The following is a 7117-nucleotide window of genomic DNA, read 5'->3' on the forward strand; positions in this document are numbered from 1 at the left end:
TCAGAACCAAAAACCAACTGTAAACCATGTAAAATGATCTCGGGTTTCGGGTGCCCAGGAATGTTTTATTTCAATAGGCCCTATGATTGTTTCGAGTCCATATCCAATTGCATAACCTGTATAAGCAGGCTTTTTTAACCAATTATCGACATCTTGGAATAAATTGTTACCAATGTTAGCAAAGTTTCCGGTAAAATTCAAATGATGTTTTCTGTAAACTTCCACATCCAGCGTTGCACTGCTTTTTACATAACTGTCACCCATTAAACTTACAAAATCATATCCGTAAAACGGTCTGAAGTTAACGATCGGCGCAAAGCCATACCCTCCTAAAACAAAATCAAAATAATTTATTGATTTATCTCCGACTTTAAACCCTCCTTCGCATTGTAGCTTAATCGTTGCTTTTTTGTAAAATGTTTTAGCAAACCCCATATCGGCTTTAGCTATGGTAAAATTTTGGAAATTATCGGGATCGTCCGATGAATAAATAAACGATTTTAACTCTCCGTTAAAATACCAACCTCTTTTAGGGAAATACCTGTTGTCAAACGAATCATATTTGGCATAGCCAAAAACAGAAAAATAATTGTTATCTTCAAAAACCGGATTGGTATTACCAATATTTTCAGATTTGATTTTTAGGAACTTCAACTCGCCGCCGCCGCCTATGGAAAATTTTTGAGCGAAAATGGTTTGCAAATAGATCTGATTACTAATATCTGTAAAATCAACATTAATTGAACTCAACCCTAAATCTGTCAAGGTTAAGCCGTTGTTAAAATCATTGGGTATATTCCTGTTGAAACTTATCATTTTAGAATTAAAACCAAAACTCCAATAAAAACCGTTGTCTATATAATAATTCAAATTATAGCGAACATTATCCCCCAAAATAAAATCAAACGAAAAAACATCATTCTTTGTTAAAAATTTCTTCTTGGTATAATTGATCAAAATAGAACTTTTCAATAAATCATCGTAATGCAATCCGAACTTTAAAAACGTTGTTTTCTCTTTTTCCTGTAAAAACAAATTGAATTGTTTAGTCCCTTTTATCGATCCTTTTGTAAAATTATAACTGATAGTTTTAAAGTTTTGAGTTGCATTCAAGTTATCAATTCCTCTCACAATATCATCAAAACTAATTTTAACATTGGTCTTAAACTTTAATTTTCCTCTTACGTATGCCCTGGTAAAATCCTGCAATTGATTAATCTCAATATCAGAAACCACTAAAGAATCCATCACTTTTAAGGGTTCCCTGTAAATCGGTTTTTCGGGAACTAACTTTACCAATTCTTTTTCTTTAATAGTAGCGGCCTCAATTCCTTTCAAAATAATATTATACCCTTCATCAAATGACATCATATTGTAATTACGGATATCCGGTTTAATATAAACATCGGTCAACTTTCTTTTGTTTTGCATTTTCTGAATCATTCCCAGATTATTGACCTGTAACAAAACACTAGAAGCGCCTTTTAAATCCTCACGTGATTTTAAACCATCTTGTACATCTACCCCAATAATGATATCCATACCTTTTTCACGCAACAATTCTACCGGGTAATTGTTAACAATTCCTCCGTCGATCAACAATTTTCCGTCTATTTCAATAGGATTGTACAATGAAGGTATTGCGCCACTGGCAATGATAGCTTGAGGAAGGCTTCCGGAATCTAAAATCACTTCTTTTCCGGTCTCTACATTAGTTGCAATACAGAAAAAGGGAATCGGTAAATCTTTAAAATCCTGAATCCCGCAAACATTAAAGGTCAACCTCGACAACAAATTATAATTATAAAGCCCTTTTGAAAGCGCTGTAGGCAAGCCTAATCTGAATTTATCGAACGGGAGCGTGATCGCATAGATCTCATCATTTCTTTTTTCGTAGAAGTTCTTTGCTCCTCGTGGAATATAGTCCTGGATCAAAGCATCTGTATCTACGTTACTGAAAATAGAATCTAATTGTTTAGCAGTATATCCGGAAGCATACAAGCCCCCTATGATAGCACCCATACTGGTACCACCAATGTAATCAATTTTTATACCGAGAGAATCTATGACTTTTAAAACGCCTATATGGGCTAAACCTTTGGCTCCACCACCACTTAAAACCAATCCGATCTTAGGGTGTTGCTCTTGATTTGTCAAATTTTCCTCTTGTGCTAAGCTGGCTGGGGCGAGAAATAGTAGGCTTATCAACAAGAAAATATATTTCATTCTTTTTTAGGATTCAATGTTTTGTAAAATTCGGAAATTTTTTTGGCTTTTGAAACTCCTACAACCTCAGAAATTTGCTTTTCTGAAGCTGCTTGCAATCTTTTAACACTTTTGAAATGCTTTAGTAACGTAATCATCGTTTTTTCACCGATTCCCGGAATCGTTTCCAAAGAAGTCTGTAAGGCCGACTTGCTGCGTTTATCTCTGTGATGCGTAATACCGAAACGGTGCGCTTCGTTACGCAAATGTTGTATGATCTTTAAGGTTTCCGATTTTTTATCGAGATACAACGGAACGGGATCTTCCGGATAAAACAACTCTTCCAATCGTTTAGCGATTCCTATGATGGCTATTTTGCCCCTCAATCCCAGATCATCCAAACTCTTCAGAGCCGATGACAATTGCCCTTTTCCTCCGTCAATGACAATAAGTTGAGGCAACGGTTGGTTCTCATCCAGTAAACGCTTGTATCTTCGGTATACCACTTCTTCCATAGAGGCAAAATCATTGGGGCCTTCAACGGTTTTGATATTAAAATGGCGGTAATCTTTTTTACTCGGCTTTCCGTCCTTAAAAACTACACAGGCCGAAACCGGATTGGTTCCCTGAATATTAGAATTATCAAAACATTCTATATGTCTCGGTTCCACAGAAAGCCGTAAGTCTTTTTTCATCTGCGCCATAATACGATTCGTATGCCGATCAGGATCAACAATCTTGATTTGTTTCAATTGATCTAAACGGTAATGTTTGGCGTTGCGCTCTGATAGATCGAGAATCTGCTTTTTATCTCCTAATTTAGGAACGGTTACTTTTATAGTTTCTCCTAAATCTACTTCAAACGGAACGATGATCTCTTTAGAAAGTAAATGAAAACGCTCTCTTAGTTCCACAATAGCTAATTCTAAAAGTTCCTGATCCGTCTCACTCAATTTCTTTTTTAACTCTAACGTATGTGAACGAATGATAGCACCGTGCGATATCTGCAAGAAGTTAACATAAGCCATAGTTTCATCAGAAACTATTGAAAAAACATCGATATTGGTAATCTTCGGATTTAAAATCGTTGATCTGGCCTGATAGTTCTCTAAAACTTCTATTTTATCTTTTATCTTCTGCGCTTCTTCAAATTTCATCTCTCCCGCCAGTTCCAGCATCAGGTTTCTAAAATCTTTCAGGCTCTCTTTGAAATTTCCTTTTAAAATCTCTCGTATTGCCTGTATCTGGTCTTGATAATTTTGTAAAGTCTGATAACCTTCGCAAGGACCTTTACAATTTCCTATATGGTATTCCAGGCACACCTTGTATTTTCCGGAATCAATATTTGCTTTTGACAGATCATAGTTACAGGTTCGCAACGGGTACAGTTCTTTGATCAGATCTAAAAGTGTATGAACTGTTTTACCACTGGTATACGGGCCAAAATATTCTGAACCGTCTTTAATCATTCTTCGGGTCTGAAACACTCTGGGAAAAGGTTCGTTTTTAATACAAATCCACGGATAACTTTTATCGTCTTTCAGCAATACATTATAACGCGGCTGCAATTTCTTAATCAAATTGTTCTCTAAAAGCAAAGCATCCGTTTCCGTAGGAACTACAATATGTTTAACAGAAACAATTTTTTTAACCAATACCGTTGTTTTATAATTATCATGATGCTTGGTAAAATAGGATTGAACTCTTTTTTTAAGGTTTTTAGCCTTGCCGACATATAATATCTTTCCGTCTTTATCAAAATATTGATAAACTCCCGGACCGTCGGGCAAAGTTTGTATCTGAAGTTCGAGTGGCGTTTGCATGACACAAAATTACAAAATCAGCTTTAGGATTTACCAATTAAATTTTTACTTTTAGGCACTTAATACGTTATGTGATTGATATGGAGTCATTAAAACCGTTAACCCTTTTTGGCGAAAGCATTTTAGCCGGCGAAAGCAAAACTATCAGTATGGAAATTGCGAAACTTCATACTATGAATAAGCTGAAAGTGCCTATTATCATCGAGCGCTCTAAAGTTCCCGGACCCACAGTCCTTTTTTCGGCAGGGCTTCACGGCGACGAGATCAACGGAACGGAAACCGTTCGCCAGATGATCATAAAAAAACTCAACAAACCAAAACGCGGCACAATTATTTGTATTCCCATTATCAACATTTTCGGTTTTGTAAACCAAACGCGTGAATTTCCAGACAAACGTGACCTGAACCGTGTTTTCCCCGGAAGCAAAGGCGGTTCTCTGGCCAGTCGTTTCGCTTATTACATTGTAAAAGAGATCTTACCGAATGTAGATTATGTAATTGACTTTCATGCCGGAGGGGCTCAACGTTTTAATGCGCCTCAAATCCGCATTGAACAAGGGAAATCTGAATTAAAAGAACTGGCTGAAGTTTTTCATGCTCCTTTTACTTTATACTCTAAGAACATTTCGGGTTCATTCAGAAACACCTGCGACAAACTTGGCGTTAAAATGTTACTTTTTGAAGGAGGAAAATCACTTGACCTAAATGATGACATAACAAACGAAGCTTTGCAAGGTTCTAAACGTTTTTTAGAACATTTAGACATGTTAAACCCGAAGAAGAAAGCCTCAAAACCGCCACATTCATCTATTTATATTCAAAAATCGAACTGGATCCGAGCTAAATATTCAGGCATGTTCCATGGCATAGCCCAAATAGGCAGTTTTGTAAAAAAAGGAGACATTCTGGCTACGATTTCAGATCCTTACGGTAAAGTAGAACACAACGTTAAATCTCCTAATAACGGCTATCTGATCAATGTGAATCACACTCCTTTTGTATACCAAGGAGATGCTATTTTTCATATCACAACAAGTCTGGACACCTAACATTTGTCATGTTCTTTATTTTTTTAAAGCAGTACCTTTGTCAAAATTTTAGGTATGCAATTCTGGAAAAAACTTACTCAAGAACAACGCCAACAGAGGATTCAACTGGCTTTACAGCAAAATGTCAACTTTTCAAAGGATGCTTCTTTAGGCTATCCTGCCTCAAAATTAGACAGTCGGGTATTTAATGACGATGCTCCTTTTCTAAAAGATGCTCCGACATTGCAAACCTATGTTGCTAATCCTAACAACATCGGTTGCCATACTTTCGGAACCTCTGAAAAAGCTTTCAGCGGTACTCAGGAGATCGAACGAGAAGTACTAAACGTAATTGCCATAGATATTTTTAAAGCCAAAGAAAACGAATTTGACGGTTATATTGCTCCGGGAGGAACAGAAGCAAACATTCAGGCACTTTGGATCTTTCGTAATTATTTCCTTAATACCTATAATGCTAAACCGGATGAAATAGCTATTTTATCTTCTGAAGACACTCATTATTCTATTCCGAAAGGTTCAAACCTTCTTCAGGTAGAATGGCTAAAGATCCCTGTTGATTTTAATACAAGAGAAATCCAAAAAGACCAACTGGAACAAATTGTAGAAAATGCTATTCAAAACGGAAAGAAATACTTTATGGCAGTGGCTAATATGGCTACTACCATGTTCGGTTCTGTTGATGATCCGGATATATATAGTACGGTTTTAGAAAGACATAATGTACCCTATAAATTACATATAGACGGCGCTTACGGCGGGTTTGTTTACCCATTCAGTAATCCGAATTCCAATATCAATTTTTCTAACCCTAAAATTAGTTCTATTACTATTGATGCTCACAAAATGTTACAGGCTCCTTACGGAACCGGTGTTTTTATTTGCAGAAAGGGTTTAATTGAAAATGTTTTGACCAAAGAGGCCGAATATGTTGAAGGAATGGATCTGACACTTTGCGGAAGCCGTTCGGGGGCTAATGCCGTTGCGGTCTGGATGATTTTGTTTACGTACGGCGCTTACGGTTGGTACGAAAAAATCAGTGTTCTTCAAATGAGAACTCAATTTTTATGTCAGGAACTGGATCAACTTAACATTGAATATTTCCGCGAACCTTTTATGAATCTGGTGACCATTCATTCTGAAAACATTCCTGAAACTATAGCCGAAAAATACGATTTGGTTCCGCAACAACATAACGAACACAACAAATGGTATAAAATTGTCTTAATGGATCATGTTGAAGTAGAACATTTAACTACTTTTATAGCAGATTTGAAAGCGGCTATAAATGGATAAAAAAGAAGCACGAAAAAAGAGTAAAGAAGCACGAAAAAAACTTTCTTCAAACGATATTGAAGAAAAGAGTTTAGCGATAGCTAATAACTTATTACAACTGGATATATGGGACAAGACGTATTATCATCTTTTTTTACCTATTGTGGAACATAAAGAAGTGGATACTGAATTTATCTTGCAAATCTTAGCCGGAAAAGACAAGGAAACCGTTGTGTCAAAAAGTGATTTTGAAACCCGAAGAATGACTCATTTTTTATTGACTGATGCTACACGAATCAAAAAAAATGAATACAATATTCCGGAACCTGTTGACGGAATTGAAGTCCCTGTATCTAAAATTGACGTGGTCTTTGTTCCTTTATTATCCTTTGACAAACAAGGACATCGTGTAGGTTACGGAAAAGGCTTTTATGATATTTTCCTAAGTGAATGCAAACCGGATGTTATTAAGATCGGGCTTTCGTTCTTTGAACCGGAAGAAAAAATTAAAGACATTCTGGAAACAGATATGAGACTGGATTTTTGTGTAACGGATAGTAACATTTACAAATTTATCTCTTAATTAATTGTATATCCAAAATAATCTCCATCAATCCTCTCTGTCACATTCCAATATCCTTCTTTTACATAATTCATCAATAATGTCATAAATAAAACACCGTCTTAAGTAATTACAGAAAAAATGTACCAAATGTTAAAGTTTGAATTTTTCTCACAACATTTAGTAAAAAAATATACATTTACTCT

Annotated in this window: 5 protein-coding genes; 3 read left to right on the top strand and 2 right to left on the bottom strand. The window is 35.9% G+C overall.

Features of this window, described 5'->3' with window-relative positions; all coding sequences use genetic code 11:
- On the bottom strand, positions 1–2226 hold the full coding sequence (locus tag NHF50_RS06175; protein ID WP_252775392.1) for a patatin-like phospholipase family protein: 2226 nt from the start codon (positions 2224–2226) through the stop codon (positions 1–3).
- Positions 2223–4028 carry an excinuclease ABC subunit UvrC gene (gene uvrC, locus NHF50_RS06180; RefSeq protein ID WP_252775393.1) on the bottom strand — a complete coding sequence of 602 codons (1806 nt, stop codon included), beginning with the start codon at positions 4026–4028 and terminating at the stop codon, positions 2223–2225. The genes NHF50_RS06175 and uvrC overlap by 4 nt, the downstream gene beginning before the upstream one ends.
- Positions 4029–4108: 80 nt before the next feature.
- Between uvrC and NHF50_RS06185 the strand changes: the two genes are divergently transcribed.
- From NHF50_RS06185 to NHF50_RS06195, 3 genes are read left to right on the top strand one after another with little or no spacing between them, the layout of a single operon-like run.
- Entirely contained in the window at positions 4109–5077 is a 969-nt protein-coding gene (locus NHF50_RS06185) for a succinylglutamate desuccinylase/aspartoacylase family protein (protein WP_109568881.1), read from the top strand.
- 54 nt (positions 5078–5131) lie between these two features.
- Entirely contained in the window at positions 5132–6370 is a 1239-nt protein-coding gene (locus NHF50_RS06190; RefSeq protein WP_252775394.1) for a pyridoxal-dependent decarboxylase, read from the top strand.
- Positions 6363–6932, top strand: coding sequence for a 5-formyltetrahydrofolate cyclo-ligase (locus tag NHF50_RS06195; protein ID WP_252775395.1), 570 nt, complete (start codon positions 6363–6365; stop codon positions 6930–6932). Before NHF50_RS06190 ends, NHF50_RS06195 begins: the two co-directional genes overlap by 8 nt.
- Positions 6933–7117 lie beyond the last annotated feature (185 nt).

Source organism: Flavobacterium sp. NRK F10, assembly GCF_024054235.1.
Taxonomy (GTDB): Bacteria; Bacteroidota; Bacteroidia; order Flavobacteriales; family Flavobacteriaceae; genus Flavobacterium; species Flavobacterium sediminis.

What these genes read in the sequence shown, in the direction of transcription:
- uvrC (WP_252775393.1), bottom strand. Translation starts at nt 4,028, where the DNA reads ATGCAAACGCCACTCGAACTTCAGATACAAACTTTGCCCGACGGTCCG.
- NHF50_RS06195 (WP_252775395.1), top strand. Translation starts at nt 6,363, where the DNA reads ATGGATAAAAAAGAAGCACGAAAAAAGAGTAAAGAAGCACGAAAAAAA.
- NHF50_RS06185 (WP_109568881.1), top strand. Translation starts at nt 4,109, where the DNA reads ATGGAGTCATTAAAACCGTTAACCCTTTTTGGCGAAAGCATTTTAGCC.
- NHF50_RS06175 (WP_252775392.1), bottom strand. Translation starts at nt 2,226, where the DNA reads ATGAAATATATTTTCTTGTTGATAAGCCTACTATTTCTCGCCCCAGCC.
- NHF50_RS06190 (WP_252775394.1), top strand. Translation starts at nt 5,132, where the DNA reads ATGCAATTCTGGAAAAAACTTACTCAAGAACAACGCCAACAGAGGATT.